Raw genomic sequence first — 15,221 nt, 5'->3', positions numbered from 1 at the left:
GTCAGCGGCCCCCGGAGTCGGCGACGGCCGCCTGCATGATCCGGCCGCCGATCCGGGCGGCCTCGCGGCTGCCGCCGCTGCCCGCCTCCTCCAGCAGCACACAGACCGCGGAGACCGGAGTGCCGTTGCGGTCGAGGGCGAACCCGATGAACCAGCCGTGGTCGGGGGTGTCCGGGCCCGACTGGGCGGTGCCGGTCTTGCCGCCGACGGTGTAGCCGTCGAAGTTCGCACTCTCGCCGGTGCCGTTCTCCACCACGGAGACCATCATGTCCCGCAGGTCCGACGCGACCTGGCTGCTGACCGGCCGGCGCAGCTCGCGGGGGTCGGCGTTGTAGTAGTTGCTGGTGCGGTCCGGGCCGAGGAGCTGCTTGACCAGATACGGCCGCATCTGCTTGCCGTCGTTGGCGACCGCCGCGGCGATCAGCGCGCCCTGCAACGGGGTCATCTTGACGTCCCGCTGCCCGATCGAGGACTGCGCCAGCGCCGCCGGGTCGGTCTCCCCGCCCGGCGCCTGCATGGCACCCGTCCGGCTGGGCGCCACGGACGATCCGTCAGCGTTGAGTTGGCCGACGGTCAGATCGTCCTGCTCGAAGCCGAACTGGCGGGCCTTCTCCTTGAGCTTGTCGGCGCCGAGCCGAACGCCGAGCTGCGCGAACCCGGTGTTGCACGACTCGGTGACCGCATCCATCAGGGTGACCTGGGATTCGGGGCAGATCGACGCGGCGGCGTTGCGGATCGGCGTGCCGGAGGTCGGTGGCGTCCAGCTCGCGCCGGCCGGGATCTGGGTCTCCTTGGTGACCCCGTTCTCCAGGGCCGCCGCCGCCACCACGATCTTGAAGGTGGAGCCGGGCGGCAGGGTCTCCGCCAGCGCCCGGTTCGTCAGCGGCCGATCCGGGTCGGCCTCCAGCTTGTTGTACGCGGCACTGGCCGCCCCGGTGTCGTGGCTCGCCAGCGGGTTCGGGTCGAAGCTGGGCATCGAGACCAGCGCCTGCACCGCGCCGGTCCGCGGGTCGATGGCGATCGCCGCGCCCTTCTTCACCCCGTTGCGGTTGTTGCGCAGCTGGTCGTACGCGGTGTCCTGGGCGCGCTTGGAGAGGGTCAGCAACACATTGCCGCCACCGGTCTCGTCCCCGGTGAGCATGTCCTTGATCCGGCTGGCGATCAGCGCGTCGCTGGTGCCGGCGAGGAAGTCGTTCTCCGTCCGCTCGATGCCGGTGTCGGCGAGGTTGACCGGCTTGTAGCCGAGCACGTGCGCGTACTTCGCCCCGCCGGGGTAGGTGCGCTGGTAGCGCAGCTTGCCGTCGGTCTCCTTGCTGGTGGCGAAGGCGGTGCCGCCGGCCTCGATGTTGCCGCGTCGGCGCTCGTACTCGGCCACCTGGACCCGACCGTTGTAGTCGCTGTTGCGGTACTCGTCGGCCTTGTAGGCCTGGATCCAGTTGAGGTTCGCGAAGAGCAGGCCGAACAGGACCATGACGACGACGCCGACGCGGCGCAGGGGCGCGTTCACGGGCGGATCACCTCCGTGGGGGCGCCATGCAGCTGCTCCGGCGGGCCGCCGCCGGGGCGGGCCGCGGGGCCTCGGGCCTGCGTCACCGGGCGGCGCGCGGCGTCGGAGACCCGGAGCAGCACGGCGATGAGCAGCCAGTTCGCCATCAGCGACGAGCCACCGGCGGAGAGGAACGGCGTGGTCTGCCCGGTCAGCGGGATGAGCTTGCTGATCCCGCCGACGATCACGAAGACCTGGAGCCCGAGGGTGAACGCCAGGCCACCGGCCAGCAGCTTGCCGAACGAGTCCCGGACCGCCAGGGCCGCCCGCAGCCCCCGCTCGACGATCAGCAGGTAGATCACCAGTAGCGCGGAGAGGCCGAAGAGCCCGATCTCCTCGCCGATGCCCGCGAAGATGAAGTCGTTCGACACCTCGGGCAGCAGGCCGGGCTGGCCGTCGCCCGGCCCGGCACCGAACAGGCCCCCGGTACCGAGCGCGAGCAGCCCCTGCACGAGCTGGTAGCCCCGGTCGTGCGGCTCGGCGAACGGGTCCAGCCAGATCTCGGCCCGGTCGTAGAAGTTCGCGAACGGTCCACCGATCGTGCTGCCGAGCACGTAGGCGAGGTAGGCCCCGCCGAAGAAGAGGACCAGACCGATCAGCAACCAACTGACCCGTTCGGTGGCGATGTACAGGGTCACCACGAACATGCCGAAGTACAGCAGCGAGGTGCCCAGGTCCTTCTCGAAGACCAGCACCAGGAGGCTGATCAGCCAGACCACCACCACGGGGCCGAGGTCGCGGCCGCGGGGGAAGTCGATGCCGAGGAACCGGCGGCTGGCCAGCGACAGCACCTCGCGCTTGCGGACCAGGTAGTAGGCGAAGAAGACCAGCAGCGCCAGCTTCGCGAACTCACCGGGCTGGATCGAGAAACTGTCGCCGAACTTGATCCACAGCTTGGCACCGTTCTGTTCGGAGAACCGGCCGGGCAGCACCGCCGGGATCATCACCAGCACGATGCCGGCCAGGCCCAGGGTGTACGCGTACCGGGAGACCGCGCGGTGGTCGCGGATCAGGGCGAGCAGCCCGGCGGCCAGCACCACCGAGGCGAGCGTCCAGGCGAGCTGGCGACCGCCGGTGCCGGCGAAGATGGCCAGGGTCTCCCGTTCGGCCGGGGCCGCCTTGGCCAGGTCGAGCCGGCGCAGGAAGCCCACACCGAGACCGTTGAGCAGCGCCACCGCCGGCAGCAGCACCGGGTCGGCGAACGGCGCGAGGAAGCGGACCGCCAGGTGCAGGCCGAGAAAGAGCACGGTCAGCACCGCGGCCGGCATCCAGAAGTCGGGGGTGACCGTGTCGAGCATGTTCGCCTCGACGATCGCCCCGTACGCCGCCACCAGCACCATCGCCAGCAGCAGCAGGGACAGCTCCGAGTTGCGCCGGGACCGGGCCAGGCGTACGCCGGGCTGCTCGCCCGTCGTGGCGGGCGAGGCTGCCGGTACGGCCGCTGCGGTCACGGATCGGTCCTCGGGCTCTCAGCCGACGTTCACTCAGGCGACCGGCAGCCGGCCGGGTCCGCGGCAGGCGGGGCGGCGTCGGAGGCCGAGACGTCGGGAGTGGTGGTCGGGGTGACGGTGGCCAGGGGCGTGGGGCTGCCGGCCGGTCTGGGGCTCGCCGTCGCTCCCGGGGTCGGTGTGTTGCTGGGCTGGGCGACAGGGGAGGCGGTGACCAACATGCCCGGGCTCGGCGGGCAGATCGGCTTGAGGTTGGGATTGGTCGGGTCGTCGTTGGTCAACTCGGCCAGCTGGCGCTGCGCGTCCGGTTCGTTCTTGGCCTGGATACCCTGCTTGACCTGCTCCTGGGCGGCGAGGGTCAGGTCGTCCAGCCGGGCCTGGCTCTTCGAGTGCACCTCGGAGAGGTCGAGGCCGGCGACCTGGCCGGGCACCCCGCGGAAGACCGCCAACTGCCCCTCCTCGGTCGCCCCGACGTAGTACTGCCGTTGGGTGTAGCTCCAGCCGGCGAAGACGCCACCGCCGAGGATGACCAGCAGCGCCAGCAGCATCGCCAGGGTGCGCAACGGCCGGCGACGCGGTCGGTCCGGCTCGTCGTCCTTGGCCGCCGGGTCGTCGTCCTCGGGCACGGGCGGGCGCGGGGCGGAGAGCGCGGAGGCGCGGGCTGCCGGAGTGGACCCGTCGGCGGAGGTGGCCATGCCGCGGTCCCGCGAGGCGGCACCGCCCACGATCGGAGCGGCTTCGACGATGTCCTGGTCGGTGGCGTCCGCGATGATCACCGTGATGTTGTCCGGTCCACCGCCACGCAGCGCGAGCTGCACCAGGCGCTCGACGCACTGCTGCGGGTCGGCGTACTCCCGCATCGTGTCGGCGATGGTGTCCGCGCTGACCACACCGGAGAGGCCGTCGCTGCAGATCAGGTACCGGTCGCCGGGCAGCACCTGGCGGACGCTGTACTCCGGGTCGATGTCCCGGCCGTCGAGGGCGCGGGTGAGCAGCGAACGCTGGGGATGGCTGCTCGCCTCCTCGGCGCTGATCCGCCCCTCGTCCACGAGCATCTGGACGTAGGTGTCGTCCTTGGTGATCTGCGCGAACTCGCCGTTGCGCAGCAGGTAGGCCCGGGAATCACCGATGTGGACCATACCGAGCTTGCTGCCGGAGAAGAGGGTGGCAGTGAGCGTGGTGCCCATCCCCTCCAGCTGCGGGTTGGCGTCCACGGTGTCGCGGAGCTGCTGATTGGCGGTGCCGACGGCCTGGCGCAGCGCGTCGACGAGAGCGTCCCCGGGGACGTCCTCGTCGAGCGGTGCCATGGCGCCGATGACGATGTTGCTGGCGACGTCACCGGCGGCCATGCCGCCCATGCCGTCGGCGACGGCGAGAAGCCGCGGCCCGGCGTAGACGGAGTCCTGGTTTCCGTCACGGATCAGACCGCGGTCGCTGTGGGCCGCGTAGCGCAGGGTCAGAGTCATGGCCGTAATTCGAGGGAAGTGCGGCCGATACGGATCGGCACGCCGAGGGGGACGGGGGTCGGTCCGGTGACCTTAGCGCGATCCAGGTACGTGCCGTTAGTCGATCCGAGGTCCTCGACGAACCACTGGCCGTCGCGGGGCACCAACCGAGCATGCCGGGCTGAGGCGTAGTCGTCCGTGATCACGAGGGTGGAGTCCTCGGCCCGACCGATGGTGATCTGCGCCTCACCCAGGGTGATCCGGGTGCCGGCGAGCTGCCCGGCGGTGACGACCAACTGGTGCGCGGCCCTGCCCCGCTTCGCCTTCGCCGGCTTCCCCGCCTGCTGCGTCGTGGCGCCGACCCCCCGTGGCGCAGCCACCAGCCGGCCCGACCGAGCTCCTGCGAAGAGGTCACGGCGGATCACGCCGACCACCGTGAACACGAAGACCCACAGCAGGATGAGAAACCCGAACCGGGCGACGGTGATCACGAGTTCCGGCAAGGCGGGTCAGCCGTCCACGCGGAAGGTCAGGGTGGTGGTGCCGAGCTGGATCATGTCGCCGGGGTTGAGGGCGACCGCGGAGACCCGCTGACCGTTGACCATGGTGCCGTTGGTCGACCCGAGGTCGGTCAGCACGACCTGCCCGCCGTCGAAGTCCAGCCGGGCGTGTCGCCGGGAGATTCCGACGTCGGGCAGGCGCAGGTTCGCCTGGTCGCCACGACCGATCACCGTCGAGCCCATCTGCAGCGGGTAGGTGCGGCCGTCGCCGGAGACCAGGCGGATGTTTCGGCCGGCGCCGTGCCCGGGGGGCGGGCCGTAGCCGCCGCCCTGGTCGTACGACGGGTACGCCGGCGGGCCGGCGTCGTAGCCGCCGGGCGCGGAGACCGGTGCCACCTCGCCACCGGTGTAGACCTCGGCGGTGACCCGGAACATGCCGGTGTCCAGCCCCTCGCCGCGCTCGATCTCGACGATCACGTCGCCGTAGACCGTCCAGGCCTGCTCGCCGATGAACTCCGCCTGGGACTGGGCCAACTCCTGGGCCAGCGCGGCGGCGTACGGCGCGAGACGGCTGTGGTCGTAGGGCGAGAGATCGATCACGTAGCGGTTCGGCACCAACGTGCGCCCACCAGCCAGGATGGCCTTGTGCGCCTCGGCCTCCCGCTGCATGGCGTTGAGGATCTCCACGGGGTGGACCACCCCTTTGAAGACCTTGGCGAAGGCCCCTTCCACCAGGCCTTCCAATCGCTTCTCGAAGCGTTGCAGCACGCTCACCGGCTCCTCCTCGGGTCCCGAGGACATGATGGTATCCGTCCGGCGCGCATGCAGCTCGCGCGCCGCTCGGCGGCCTCGTGGCGGCCCGTTCTCCGGTAGTGCCTCGGACGTGCTACTGTTTCGTCCGCCGCGAACGGTGACCGCTCCACGGAGCGTAGCCGATCGGGGCACGACGGAGGGCACGCCGATCTCCGGCCCCGCTCACGACAGCGGGCTCGGCACCGGCTACAGTGTTCGAGGTCAAAGCCACGGGGAAGTGGCGGAATGGCAGACGCGCACGGTTCAGGTCCGTGTGCCCGAAAGGGCGTGGGGGTTCAACTCCCCCCTTCCCCACCAGATCGATAAGGGCTCCGCGAGTGCGGGGCCCTTGTTGTGTGTCGGGAGCCGAGCGGACGTATCGGGGCGTGCCGGACGTCACGCTATGCTCCGGTGGTTTCCCAGCCTCCTACTGAGGAGTGGCGTGTGAGTGTCGCGTTGGTGACCGGGTCGGGCGGTCTGATCGGTTCCGAGGCGGTCCGGCACTTCGCCGGTCTCGGCCTGGACGTGGTCGGCATCGACAACGACATGCGGCAGGAGTTCTTCGGCGCCGAGGCGTCGACCGCGTGGAACGTCCGGCGACTGACCGACGAGCTGGGGTCGGCGTACGCGCACCACAGCATCGACATCCGCGACCGGGACGCGCTGGCGACGCTCTTCGCCCGGTACGGCCAGGACATCGCCGTGGTGATCCACACCGCCGCGCAGCCGTCGCACGACTGGGCGGTCCGCGATCCGTTCACCGACTTCGACGTCAACGCCGGCGGCACCCTCAACATCCTGCAGAACGTGCGGGAACACTGCGTCGAGGCGCCGGTGATTCACTGCTCGACGAACAAGGTCTACGGCGACCGGCCGAACAGCCTGCCCTTCGTGGAGTTGGAGACCCGCTGGGAGATCGAACCGGGGCACCCGTACGAGCAGGGCATCCGGGAGGACATGTCCATCGACTCCTGCCTGCACTCGATCTTCGGCGCCTCGAAGGTCGCCGCGGACGTCATGGTGCAGGAGTACGGCCGCTACTTCGACATGCGCACCGCCTGCTTCCGGGGCGGCACGCTGACCGGCCCGGCGCACTCCGCCACCGAACTGCACGGCTTCCTCGGGTACGTCGTGCGGGCCAACATGGAACGTCGCACGTACAAGATCTACGGCTGGCAGGGCAAGCAGGTCCGGGACGCCATCCACAGCTCGGACGTGGTCTCGGCCTTCGAGGCGTTCTTCCGTGCCCCCCGCTCGGCAGCGGTCTACAACCTCGGCGGCGGCCGGCACTCCAACACCTCCATGCGGGAGGCCATCATCCTGGCCGAGCAGATCACCGGCCACGAGATGATCACCGAGTACGTCGAGGCGAACCGGGTCGGCGACCACAAGTGGTGGATCGGCTCGAACGAGGCGTTCCAGGCCGACTACCCGGACTGGAAGCAGGTCTACGACGTACCGATGATCATGCGGGAGATCTACGAGGCCAACGTCGACAAGTGGGTGCCACAGGCATGAGCGGACAGGGCAAGCGCAACGTCCTCGGCGTCCTGGTCGACGCCACCGACTACGCCTCGGCGACCGAGCAGGTGGTCGCGGCGGCCCGGGAACGCCGGCCGCTGGCGCTGACCGCGCTGGCTGTGCACGGGGTGATGACCGGGGTGCTCGACCCGGCGCACAACGCCCGGCTGAACTCCTTCGACGTGGTCACCCCGGACGGGCAGCCGGTGCGCTGGGCGCTCAACCTGCTGCACCACGCCGGGCTCACCGACCGGGTCTACGGCCCGCTGCTCACCCTGCACGTCCTCAACCGCTTCGCCGAGGAGGGCCTGCCGGTCTACCTCTACGGCTCCACCGAGGAGACGCTGGCCCGGCTCATCCCGGCGCTGGAGCGGAAGTTCCCCGGCCTCAAGATCGCCGGAGTGGAGCCGTCGAAGTTCCGCGCGGTCCGCCCCGGGGAGGACGTCGAGATCGCCGACCGGATCAGGGCCAGCGGCGCCCGGCTCGTTCTGGTCGGGCTCGGCTGCCCGCGCCAGGAGGTCTTCACGTACGCCATGCGACCGCTGCTCGACATGCCGCTGATGGCGGTCGGCGCGGCCTTCGACTACCACGCCGGCCTGCTGAAGCAGCCGCCGCCGTGGATGCAGCGGGCCGGGTTGGAGTGGTTCTGGCGGCTGGGTCTGGAGCCGAAGCGGCTCTGGCGCCGGTACGTCATCCTCAACCCCGCCTACCTGGCCCGGCTCGCCGCGCAGAAGACCGGCGTGTGGAAGGCCCGGCCGCCGGCCCCGGCCACCGAGCGCCCGTCGACCTTCGCGGTCTGATCCGGTACCCACACCGAGGCCCCCTCCGCCCGACGGCGGAAGGGGCCTCGTCGTACCCGGGTGTCAGAGCGTCAGCGTCCAGGTGTTGATGTGGCCGGTGTCGCCGGAGTAGACGTCACGCACCTGGAGGCGCCAGGTGCCGTCCGCCGCCTCACCGGACAGGTTCACGCTGTACGTGGTGTTGATGTTGTCGGCGCCGTCGAAGATGCTGCTGTTCTTCAGCCGGTACGCCGAGCCGTCCGGGGCGATCAGGTCGATAACCAGGTCACCGCGGTAGGTGTGGACGATGTCCACCGCGACCGCGGAGGTCGCCGACGCGTTGCGGGCGCACCCGGCGATCACGATCGCGCTGGAGACCGCCGAGCCGCCGTCCGGGATCGCCACGTCCGTGCCGTTGCTGCCCGTGCAGCCGGTGCTGGTGCCGGTGACGGTCAACGAGTACGTCGCGGTCCGGGTGCCGGAGGTGGCGGTGCCGGTCACGGTCACCGGGTACGTGCCGGCCGGCGTGCTCGCCGAGGTGGAGATGGTGAGCGTCGACGACCCGCCGGAGGTGACCGTGGCCGGGCTGAACGAGGCGGTCGCACCGGCGGGCAGCCCGCTGGCCGACAGGCTCACCGACTGGGCGGCGCCGTTGGTGGTGGCGGTCGCCACGGTGGCGGTGACCGAACCGCCCGGCGCGGTCGAGCCGGAGGTCGGCGACACCGAGACCGAGAAGTCGTTGGTCGGCGGCGGGGTGTCGCCGTTCACCACGTAGAGCAGCCGGTTCGGGGTACCGGTGCCCACGTTCGTGACCACGTCCGGGGTGGCGTTGTTGACCAGGTAGTCCCGGATCTGTTGCGGGGTCCACGACGGGTTGGCCGAGAGCACCAGGGCCGCGACCCCGGCGACGTGCGGTGACGCCATCGAGGTGCCGCTGATCGTGTTGGTCGCGGTGTCGTTGGTGTGCCAGGCGGACGTGATGTTCACGCCCGGCGCCAGGATGTCCACGCAGGTGCCGAAGTTGGAGAAGCTCCCGGCGGCGTCGTTGTTCTGGGTGGCGCCGACGGTGATGGCCGGCGCGGCCCGGGCCGGGGAGTAGTTGCAGGCGTTCTGCCGGACGCCCACGGAGTTGCCGTTGCCGGCGGCGACGGCGTAGGTGATGCCGGAATTGATCGAGTTGATCACCGCGTTGTCGGTGGCCGTGCTCGCCCCGCCGCCCAGGCTCATGTTGGCGACGGCGGGCTTGACCGCGTTCGCGGTGACCCAGTCGATGCCGGCGATGACCCCGGCGTTGGTGCCGCTGCCCTGGCAGTTGAGCACCTTGACGGCCACCAGCCGGGTCGCCTTGGCGACGCCGTACGCCGCGCCGCCGACGGTGCCGGCAACGTGCGTGCCGTGACCGTTGCAGTCGGTGTTGTTGCTGTCGGCGGTGTTGGTGCCCCAGGTCGCCCGGCTGCCGAAGTCCGAGTGCGTCGTCCGGATGCCGGTGTCGATGATGTACGACGTCACGTTGCTCGCCGTGTTCGGGTACGTGTACGAGCTGTTCAGCGGCAGGTTCCGCTGGTCGATCCGGTCCAGGCCCCAGGACGGCGGGTTGGTCTGCGTACCAGCGATCGAGACGGTGTGGTTCTGCTCGACGTACGCCACGCTGGGGTCGGCGGCGAGGCGGGCGGCGGCCCGCGCGTCCATCCGTACCTCGAAGCCGCGCAGCGCCGCGGCGTAGGTGCGGGCGACGCTGCCGCCATGCCGACCGGCCAGTTTCCGCGCGGTGTCGCCGACCCGGCTGCGGGCGACGGCGCTGTCCTTCAGGACGACGATGTAGCTGTCCACCACGGCGGTGGGGCCACCCGCGGCGCGGATCGCCCCGACCGGCTCGGCCGCCGCCGCCGGTGCGGCGGCCGCGGCCATCGCCAGAGCGGCCACCCCGACGAGCACGGATCTGTGTACGAGAGACATCCTCTACCTCCTTCGACCGGTCACCCACGGTCGCCCGCCACGGTCGGGCGGATCAATGAATGCCGATGCCTAGAGGGTGGCGGCTGGAAGGGCATCCGCCCAGATGCCGGTTGGTCCATAACACCGACGGGATGGATCCCCTACGGGACGCCGGTCCGGGTCCGACCGGGGGCCTCCCCGGATTCGCCGACGTCGAAGAAGGGAAAAGCTGTCCGGTATGGAGAGTCAGCTCGTCGTCCTGGCCCCGATCGCCGTGGTGTGGCTGGCCGCCGGAATAGTGGCGGACGGACTGCCCCGGTTGGATCGCGCGCGGGCGCTGCGTCGGCGTACCGGATGGCTGCTCGCCCTGACCCTGACCGGCCTCGGCGCGACCGCGGCGGTGCTCCTGACCGACCTGGCGAGCACCGGCGACACCCTCGCCGACCGGGCCGCGGCGGGCGTGACGGTGGCGGCCGTACCCGGGATCGTGGTCGCGGTCTGCGCGGTACGCCGCGCCCGTCGGCTGCGCCGCGGCGCGCAGGCCCTGGCAACCGCCCCCGACACCCCCGCGCCGTACGGCCTGCGGGCGACCGCGGCGCACCCGCTGATCGTCCTGCCGGTGCAGGTGACGGCCCTGGCCACGGTGCCGCCGCTGCTGGCGACCGTCGGGGTCGATCTCACCGCCGGCCCGGGCAGGACCGGCCCGGCCATCACGGTCGGCGCGCTGGTGGTCATCGCGATCGGGGTACGCCACGCGCTCCGGCACAACCGCCTCGCCGAGCGGGCATTGCCGCCGGCCCTGACGCTGGCGACGGCGCCGGGGTCAGCGCGACCGGCTGGAGCCCTGCACGTATAGCAGTTCGAGGATCGCCCGGGTCGCCTCGAACCAGCGGTCCAGCCAGCCCGGCGGTGGGACGCTGCCCCTGGGCGGCAACTCCAACAGCAGGCCGCGCAGCAGCGGGTGGTCGACCAGCGAGTCGCTGGTGCCGATCGGCCAGCCGGTCGGCGGGAACGACGGCTCGGTGAGCGGGTTCGGGTCGAGCGAGGGCAACGACAGCGGCCCGACCGGTTCGGACGCGGCGGGGCCGGAATCCCGTCCGCCGATCTCGGGGTCGGAGGACACGACCTCCGTCAGCACGGTGTCCCGGCGCGCGCCGCGGTACTTGCCGCCGAACCGCTCGGTCTTCCCGGGGCCGTTGGTGAGGTTGTCTGAACCGATCGTCGTCATCCGTCTCGCCTGCCTCGCTCGGTTGCCGATCCCTGGTGCGGTCGACCAGCGCCGTACGAGGGGTTCAACGAGACGGGACGGATGTGGCGACGGGCCGGCCGGGAGATCCCGGCCGGCCCGTCTCAACGCCACGCTGCGTTGGTCAGTGTGTGATGAACGCGCCGCTCCGCGCGCCGGCGACGAAGGCGTGCCAGTCGCCCGAAGCGAAGACCAGGGCCGGGCCCGTCTTGTCCTTCGAGTCCCGAACCCCGACCGCCCCCGTCACGTACGCCACCTCGACGCAGTTGTCGCAGTTCGGCCCGCTCTTCGAGCTCTTGAACCACGTCGCCTGCGTCAGGTCCACGGGGTACTCCTTGGTCGCCATTTCCACAGCGGCTCCTCTGCCAGTTTTGCGATGTGAGCTATGGATTCCTCCGGGCGAATGGCCGCTGCCCGAATGTGATCGAAGATGAAACTGTACTTCTGAAGTTCGTCGCTCTTCTCCAGGAAGAGCCCACCCGTGGCGTTCTCCGCGTACACGACATCGGGATCACCGGATTCTGGGAAGCTGAGAATGGTGAACGTGCCGTCCATGCCGGCATGCGCACCCACCTCGAAGGGCAGGACCTGCATCGTCACGTTCGGCAGTTCGGCCACCTCCACCAGCCGTCTGAGTTGACCACGCATGACCTCGTCGCCACCCACCGGCCGACTCAGCACCGCCTCGTCGAGCACCACCCACAGATCGACCGGATCGTCCTGGGTCAACAACGACTGACGCCCCAGACGGACACGCACCCGTTGTTGCACCTGGTCGGCGGTGAAGTCCGGGCGGGCCGCCCGGATCATCGCGCTGGCGTACTCCTCGGTCTCCAGCAGGCCCGGCACCACCTGTTGCTCGTACGCCCTGATCGAGCTGGCTGCCGCCTCCAGCCCGACGTACGCCCCGACCAGCACCGTGCTGTACGGGTGCCACCACCCCTTCTGGCGGGCCTCCCGGGCGATCTGTACAAGTTCGTCGCTCTCCGCGCCGACCACGCCGTAGATCCGCAGCATGTCCCGCACGTCGCGGGGCGTGGCGGAGGTGTGACCGGTCTCGATCCGGGAGATCTTCGAGGCGGAGCATTCGAGCTGCTCGGCGACGGCCTCGATGGTGATCCCGGCGCTCTCGCGCTGCCGGCGCAGTTCCGCGCCCAGCCGCCGTCGCCGGATCGTGGGGCTGCGCCGCTCGCTCACCGCGCAGCTCCGCGGGTCGCGGGACGGGAACCCTGCTTCCTCGCGCTCACCCGGTTACCTCCGGTCGCTCGCGCCTGCGTCGACACCCGCCGAGGGCGCGACCGGATGGCGGGCGATCGTTCGCGGCAGGGGGTGGTGCCGGTCGTCGACCGGCCGCGTCGGGCGAAACCGGCGTCCAGTCTGCCGCTCCGGGGTCGACGTCTTCAAGCGCCTTGTTCACGTGTCACGCTCACCTATCGGCAAAAGTCGACGTGCAACTTGCATGTCGCACGACCCTGATGCACTCTGTCCGTATGGCTCGGGTCACTCACCGTCTCCGGACGATCTCCCGCCGTGGCGAACCCACCGGCGGCGAGCCGGTCGGGCGGCCCACGCCGATCGCCACGGAACCTGCCCCGGGGTAGGCATCCGCCGCCGTACGCCTTCGTGGGCTGCGGCGACGGGCACGACGCCCGGGAGCAACCGGGTGCTGGTCGGGTGGCGATCCGCCACCAGCAGAGCACGGCCCGACCAGCACCAGCTTCCACCGGCCCACCGGGCACCACCCGGTCATGGGCCCGCACCAACCCTCCCTCTGATCGATTCGGTCGGCGCCGACGCCGGCCATTCCTCCCCAGGAGCCCATGTGCTTCCCCGCTCCGGTGACGTACTGCACGTGACTCGCGCGGCGAGTGTCCAGTTCATCCGGCCCATCAGGTTCCGGGTCATCCGGGTACTCGACTGGCCGACCTACGACGGTTGGCTCTGGCTCGACGGCTACGAGTTGAACGCGGCGGGGGACGCGGTCAGCCGGCGGTCGATCTTCGTCCAGCAGGCCGGCCTGCGGACCCTCCAGGCGGCGCCCGCGCCGCGACCGGCACCCACCGTACGGCCCCGGCGGCCGCTCAACCGTGCGCCGGTCGCGGTGGGCTGAGCTCCGCCGTTATCCCGCCGGGAGGCGTGCCGTCGCCATAGACTCGGTACGCCCACCCCGGCGAGAGTCACCACCCCGCGCGTCCCGGACCCTGAACCTGGGATGGCCATGCTCGAGATGCCCGCCGCGCGGCGGAACCACAGATCCCGTACCGGTTACACCTTCGCTCTGTTGGCGCTGGCCGGTGCCGCCCTCACGCTCGTCGTGCTGGTGCGGTACCCGGCCGAGTCGGCGACCCGGCTGACCGAACCGGTCCCGGCGCCCGAGATCACCGTCGTCGAGGACCCGCCCGACAGCGAGCGCCTCGGCATCGCGGACGACCCGGTCGCCTCCGACAACGGTCACCACGACGTCCCGGCCCACGTCCCACCCGATGGCATCCGGCCCGGAGCCGACACCGGACCGGGTGTCGTCGGTGGTCCGGTCGCCGGCGCATCCCGAACCAGCGGCATCGAGCCGGGCGCCGGCGGGGGCGAGGAGGCCGTCGCCGGGGCACCGGCACGACGATCCGCGATCGACCAGCGGCAGGCACTCAGCCGGTCACTGTTCTGGGCCGGATCGCTCGGGTTGATCGCCTCGCTGGTCGGGTTGGCCGTGGTGGGCAGCAGACGCCGGCGATGGTGAACGGCGGTCAGGGCGTCGCGGTCGTCGCCCCGGTGGTCGGCTCCGGCGGCGCACCGGTGGACGGGGACGGGGGTGGGGACGGCGCTCCGGCGACCACCAGGGTCACCTCCTCGCCGGGTTGTACCGGCGCGCCGGCCTCCGGGTCGGTCTCGACCACCGTGCCCGGCACCTGCCCGGACGACTCCCGGGTCTCGACCCGGTACGACAGGTCGAGCCGCTGCAGGATCCGCTCGGCCGTCGCCCTGGGCAGCCCGACCAGGGGCGGCATCGGCACCTGGACGGCCTCGGTGGTCGATGCGGTGCTGGCCGGTGCGCTGCTCGGCGCGACGCTGGTCGGCGCGGCCGTGGTCACCGGCGCGCTGGTCGGCGCGGGGGGCGGGGTCGGAACCTCGTTCCGCTCGTCGGTGGCGCGCAGCGCCAGCCAGACACCGGCTGCCAGGGCGGCGAAGAGAAGCAGGGCCAGGATCCCGAGCAGGATCGGGGTCCACCAGCGGCGTCCGGGCTGCTCCTCGCCGTACCAGACCGGTTCGACATGATCGGGCGGTCGCGGCGTCGGCACACCGGCCCGGCCCGACCAGACGGCCGGGGTCGTCGGCTCGGACGGGGTGGCGTCGGCCGGCGGAAGCGGCCGCGTCGCGTCCACCGGTTCCTGCCGGGCGGTGGCGTCGCCCGGCCGCGGCAGCCGCCGCGTCGCGTCGTCGGGGAGTGGCTCCTGGCGGTCGTCGCTCATCGCGCGTCCCCTCCCGACGGGCAGGCGTCGTGGCCTCGCCCGTTCACGGTAACGGGCCAGGTCACCATCCGCCGGGATCAGCGCGCCGTGCCGCCCGGCTGGTGGCGGCCGCCACGTCGCAATCGGTTGGGCAGCGCGGTCAGTCCTGCTCCGGCGTGCAGGTGACGGAGACCTGGTCGTTCCAGCGCGCGGTGGCGCCGGCCAGCGGATCCTGGGCGCTGACCGTGCCGGCACGCCCGCTCGGATAGCGGGGGTAGAGGCCCAGCTCACCCAGTTCCCTGGCGACGTCGGCGCAGTCCTCGTCGTCGAGGTCCGGCACCTCGACCTGCGGCGCCGGACCCGCCACGTACACCTGGACGGTGGTTCCCCGGGTCACCGGCGCGTCCGCCGCCGGCACGGTCCGCACCACCTCGCGTCCGTTTCCGGTACCGAAGATGAACCGCCAGCCCAGTTTCCGGTCGCGCAGTTCGTCGCGGGCCTTCTCGAAGTCGGCACCAACGACGTCCGGCACGGTGGGACCACCGGTGGGACCGGCGGAGGGGCGG

The 15,221-nt window shown here is 71.4% G+C and carries 16 protein-coding genes and 1 tRNA gene; 6 read left to right on the top strand and 11 right to left on the bottom strand.

Annotated features, from left to right (window positions below; genetic code table 11):
* Nucleotide 1: 1 nt before the first annotated feature.
* The 5 genes from E1182_RS05800 to E1182_RS05780 are packed head-to-tail and all read right to left on the bottom strand — an operon-like array spanning nt 2 to nt 5,740.
* Nucleotides 2-1,507 (bottom strand): penicillin-binding protein 2, encoded by a 1,506-nt coding sequence (locus tag E1182_RS05800; RefSeq protein ID WP_132261659.1) that lies wholly within the window; start codon nt 1,505-1,507, stop codon nt 2-4.
* A complete protein-coding gene (locus tag E1182_RS05795; protein ID WP_132261657.1) occupies nt 1,504-2,997 on the bottom strand; it encodes an FtsW/RodA/SpoVE family cell cycle protein in 1,494 nt (497 codons plus the stop codon). Before E1182_RS05795 ends, E1182_RS05800 begins: the two co-directional genes overlap by 4 nt.
* 29 nt (nt 2,998-3,026) lie before the next feature.
* Nucleotides 3,027-4,460 carry a PP2C family serine/threonine-protein phosphatase gene (locus E1182_RS05790; protein ID WP_132261654.1) on the bottom strand — a complete coding sequence of 478 codons (1,434 nt, stop codon included), beginning with the start codon at nt 4,458-4,460 and terminating at the stop codon, nt 3,027-3,029.
* Nucleotides 4,457-4,942: an FHA domain-containing protein gene (locus E1182_RS05785; protein ID WP_132261651.1), complete on the bottom strand. Its 486-nt coding sequence runs from the start codon at nt 4,940-4,942 to the stop codon at nt 4,457-4,459. Before E1182_RS05785 ends, E1182_RS05790 begins: the two co-directional genes overlap by 4 nt.
* Nucleotides 4,943-4,948: 6 nt before the next feature.
* Nucleotides 4,949-5,740 (bottom strand): DUF3662 and FHA domain-containing protein, encoded by a 792-nt coding sequence (locus E1182_RS05780; RefSeq protein ID WP_132261649.1) that lies wholly within the window; start codon nt 5,738-5,740, stop codon nt 4,949-4,951.
* 223 nt (nt 5,741-5,963) lie between these two features.
* Between E1182_RS05780 and E1182_RS05775 the strand changes: the two genes are divergently transcribed.
* The 3 genes from E1182_RS05775 (at nt 5,964) to E1182_RS05765 (ending at nt 8,052) form a co-directional block, all read left to right on the top strand.
* A tRNA-Leu gene (locus tag E1182_RS05775) sits at nt 5,964-6,049 on the top strand.
* Nucleotides 6,050-6,175: 126 nt separating this feature from the next.
* Nucleotides 6,176-7,249 (top strand): NAD-dependent epimerase/dehydratase family protein, encoded by a 1,074-nt coding sequence (locus tag E1182_RS05770; protein ID WP_132261647.1) that lies wholly within the window; start codon nt 6,176-6,178, stop codon nt 7,247-7,249.
* Nucleotides 7,246-8,052 carry a WecB/TagA/CpsF family glycosyltransferase gene (locus tag E1182_RS05765; protein ID WP_132261644.1) on the top strand — a complete coding sequence of 269 codons (807 nt, stop codon included), beginning with the start codon at nt 7,246-7,248 and terminating at the stop codon, nt 8,050-8,052. Before E1182_RS05770 ends, E1182_RS05765 begins: the two co-directional genes overlap by 4 nt.
* Nucleotides 8,053-8,115: 63 nt before the next feature.
* Here the strand turns inward: E1182_RS05765 and E1182_RS05760 are convergent, their stop codons facing one another.
* On the bottom strand, nt 8,116-9,987 hold the full coding sequence (locus E1182_RS05760) for a S8 family serine peptidase (protein WP_132261642.1): 1,872 nt from the start codon (nt 9,985-9,987) through the stop codon (nt 8,116-8,118).
* Nucleotides 9,988-10,204: 217 nt separating this feature from the next.
* Here E1182_RS05760 and E1182_RS05755 point away from each other — a divergent pair, with 217 nt between their 5' ends.
* On the top strand, nt 10,205-10,822 hold the full coding sequence (locus E1182_RS05755) for a hypothetical protein (protein WP_132261639.1): 618 nt from the start codon (nt 10,205-10,207) through the stop codon (nt 10,820-10,822).
* Here the strand turns inward: E1182_RS05755 and E1182_RS05750 are convergent.
* From E1182_RS05750 to E1182_RS05740, 3 genes are all read right to left on the bottom strand, one after another.
* Entirely contained in the window at nt 10,790-11,194 is a 405-nt protein-coding gene (locus tag E1182_RS05750; protein WP_132261637.1) for a hypothetical protein, read from the bottom strand. The genes E1182_RS05755 and E1182_RS05750 overlap by 33 nt on opposite strands.
* A 142-nt stretch (nt 11,195-11,336) precedes the next feature.
* Entirely contained in the window at nt 11,337-11,558 is a 222-nt protein-coding gene (locus E1182_RS05745) for a DUF397 domain-containing protein (RefSeq protein ID WP_132261635.1), read from the bottom strand.
* A complete protein-coding gene (locus E1182_RS05740) occupies nt 11,528-12,409 on the bottom strand; it encodes a helix-turn-helix transcriptional regulator (protein ID WP_132261632.1) in 882 nt (293 codons plus the stop codon). The genes E1182_RS05745 and E1182_RS05740 overlap by 31 nt, the downstream gene beginning before the upstream one ends.
* A gap of 625 nt (nt 12,410-13,034) precedes the next feature.
* Here E1182_RS05740 and E1182_RS05735 point away from each other — a divergent pair.
* Together E1182_RS05735 and E1182_RS05730 are read left to right on the top strand one after the other, a co-directional pair.
* Nucleotides 13,035-13,322, top strand: coding sequence for a hypothetical protein (locus E1182_RS05735; RefSeq protein WP_132261630.1), 288 nt, complete (start codon nt 13,035-13,037; stop codon nt 13,320-13,322).
* 102 nt (nt 13,323-13,424) lie between these two features.
* Nucleotides 13,425-13,946: a hypothetical protein gene (locus E1182_RS05730; protein ID WP_132261627.1), complete on the top strand. Its 522-nt coding sequence runs from the start codon at nt 13,425-13,427 to the stop codon at nt 13,944-13,946.
* A 7-nt stretch (nt 13,947-13,953) separates the two neighbouring features.
* Here the strand turns inward: E1182_RS05730 and E1182_RS05725 are convergent, their stop codons facing one another.
* Both E1182_RS05725 and E1182_RS05720 read right to left on the bottom strand, forming a co-directional pair.
* Nucleotides 13,954-14,676 carry a PASTA domain-containing protein gene (locus E1182_RS05725; RefSeq protein WP_132261624.1) on the bottom strand — a complete coding sequence of 241 codons (723 nt, stop codon included), beginning with the start codon at nt 14,674-14,676 and terminating at the stop codon, nt 13,954-13,956.
* Between the two features lie 139 nt (nt 14,677-14,815).
* A partial coding sequence (locus E1182_RS05720) for a PASTA domain-containing protein (RefSeq protein ID WP_132261621.1) occupies nt 14,816-15,221 on the bottom strand: 406 nt, incomplete at its 5' end.

The sequence above is a fragment of the Micromonospora sp. KC721 genome (assembly GCF_004348355.1).
Taxonomy (GTDB): Bacteria; Actinomycetota; Actinomycetes; order Mycobacteriales; family Micromonosporaceae; genus Micromonospora.
The sequence above is the reverse complement of the archived record's forward strand: the minus strand, read 5'-3'. Positions and strand labels throughout refer to the sequence as shown.

Coding starts and splice junctions, on each gene's coding strand:
- E1182_RS05755 (WP_132261639.1), top strand. CDS start 10,205: ATGGAGAGTCAGCTCGTCGTCCTGGCCCCGATCGCCGTGGTGTGGCTG.
- E1182_RS05750 (WP_132261637.1), bottom strand. CDS start 11,194: ATGACGACGATCGGTTCAGACAACCTCACCAACGGCCCCGGGAAGACC.
- E1182_RS05790 (WP_132261654.1), bottom strand. CDS start 4,460: ATGACTCTGACCCTGCGCTACGCGGCCCACAGCGACCGCGGTCTGATC.
- E1182_RS05745 (WP_132261635.1), bottom strand. CDS start 11,558: ATGGCGACCAAGGAGTACCCCGTGGACCTGACGCAGGCGACGTGGTTC.
- E1182_RS05730 (WP_132261627.1), top strand. CDS start 13,425: ATGGCCATGCTCGAGATGCCCGCCGCGCGGCGGAACCACAGATCCCGT.
- E1182_RS05760 (WP_132261642.1), bottom strand. CDS start 9,987: ATGTCTCTCGTACACAGATCCGTGCTCGTCGGGGTGGCCGCTCTGGCG.
- E1182_RS05765 (WP_132261644.1), top strand. CDS start 7,246: ATGAGCGGACAGGGCAAGCGCAACGTCCTCGGCGTCCTGGTCGACGCC.
- E1182_RS05725 (WP_132261624.1), bottom strand. CDS start 14,676: ATGAGCGACGACCGCCAGGAGCCACTCCCCGACGACGCGACGCGGCGG.
- E1182_RS05780 (WP_132261649.1), bottom strand. CDS start 5,740: ATGTCCTCGGGACCCGAGGAGGAGCCGGTGAGCGTGCTGCAACGCTTC.